This is a genomic window from Streptococcus suis (genome assembly GCF_002960445.1).
In the GTDB taxonomy this organism is placed as follows: Bacteria; Bacillota; Bacilli; order Lactobacillales; family Streptococcaceae; genus Streptococcus; species Streptococcus hyiners.
Genome location: NZ_POJD01000242.1, coordinates 1 through 285 on the forward strand (window position 1 = coordinate 1; position 285 = coordinate 285).

Sequence of the window (285 nt, forward strand, 5' to 3'; positions counted from 1 at the left end):
TATTGACTACCACTAGCCGAGCTCACACTTCCTTTTTGATTCCAGTAATCTTGAGCAGCCTTCAATTCGGCAGCTGATAAATCTTTTTTAGGAATAAAGTGGAAATGGTCGCCGTGCGGAACGATAAAACCATCTCCCGTGTCTTCAATAACATCTGTCGGATTAAAGACATAGCCATCGTCTGTTCTGTAGCGGCCGTCTTTACTATTTCCTGCTGCCTGATTTTTGCTGTCAGCAGAAGAGATTCCTTTTTGCCGCTCCACTTCTTCTTTGCTACGAACATTT

Annotated in this window: 1 protein-coding gene; it reads right to left on the reverse strand. The window is 43.5% G+C overall.

From position 1 onward, the window contains the following. Positions 1-285: pneumococcal-type histidine triad protein (locus C1G53_RS09135; RefSeq protein ID WP_153046692.1), on the reverse strand; the 285-nt coding region annotated here is incomplete at both ends.